This is a genomic window from Sulfitobacter sp. HI0129 (genome assembly GCF_001635395.1).
Classification (GTDB): domain Bacteria; phylum Pseudomonadota; class Alphaproteobacteria; order Rhodobacterales; family Rhodobacteraceae; genus Sulfitobacter.
Genome location: NZ_LWGH01000757.1, coordinates 1 through 291, shown reverse-complemented (window position 1 = coordinate 291; position 291 = coordinate 1). Strand labels below are relative to the sequence as shown.

At 64.9% G+C, this 291-nt stretch carries 1 pseudogene; it reads right to left on the bottom strand.

The annotated features are described in order from the left end of the window. Nucleotides 1-67: 67 nt before the first annotated feature. Nucleotides 68-291, bottom strand: a pseudogene (locus A3764_RS25345) (LysR family transcriptional regulator); the annotation flags it as partial.

Genomic DNA, 291 nt, shown 5'->3' with positions numbered 1-291 from the left:
ACCGCCGAACAATTCCTCGTATTCGTCATTCACGGCAATGCGCAGGTATAGTTGCCTCGCAGGGAGTTCAGGGTGCAGGCAGGTCCGGCCCCTCGTCCAGCGGTGCCATCAGGTCGACGATCTGGTCGCGCAGCCAGCTATGCGCCGGGCTGGCGGTGTTGCGCCGGTGCCAGATCATGCAGATCTGGGCCGGTTCGATAGGCATCGGGGGGCGAAACACGTCGATCCCGGCGTGGGGGGCGATATGCTCTGCCAGTTGTGTCGGCAGCAGCGCGATGAGGTCGGACCCCG